Consider the following 416-nt stretch of genomic DNA (forward strand, 5'->3'; position numbering starts at 1 on the left):
CACTCACTTTGACCTGACCGGCGTCTTTGTAGACGTCATCGGCCGGCGCCGCGACCGTCACCTGGCCAGAGGTCTGGCCGGCCGCGATGTTGATGGTCGCGCCGTTGCTCAGGGTCACGGTCATTGCCGTGCCCGCCGGGTTGCTCAGGGTGGCGGTGTAGACGATCTGACCGCCTTCAGCGACATCGCCGGTCGCGCTCAGCACCAGATTGGTGGTGGCCTGGGTATCCGGGCTGTCGGTGACGGTAGTGGTCGGGTTACCCGCAGTTTCGAGCTTCTCGTAATTGCCGCCTTCGATCTTGGTAATGCTGTTGGTCAGCGGAGCATTGGTGTTGTAGACGTTGTTTGGCGCGGTGAAGTTGACCGAACCGGACGACTCACCGACACCGATGGTGATGCTCTGACCGTTGGCCAGC

At 62.3% G+C, this 416-nt stretch carries 1 protein-coding gene; it reads right to left on the reverse strand.

Annotation, left to right across the window (positions count from 1 at the left end; all coding sequences use genetic code 11):
- Positions 1-416: immunoglobulin-like domain-containing protein (locus tag ACNQPL_RS26660; protein ID WP_416468388.1), on the reverse strand; the 416-nt coding region annotated here is incomplete at both ends.

It is taken from the genome of Pseudomonas sp. LFS044, from assembly GCF_047978245.1.
In the GTDB taxonomy this organism is placed as follows: Bacteria; Pseudomonadota; Gammaproteobacteria; order Pseudomonadales; family Pseudomonadaceae; genus Aquipseudomonas.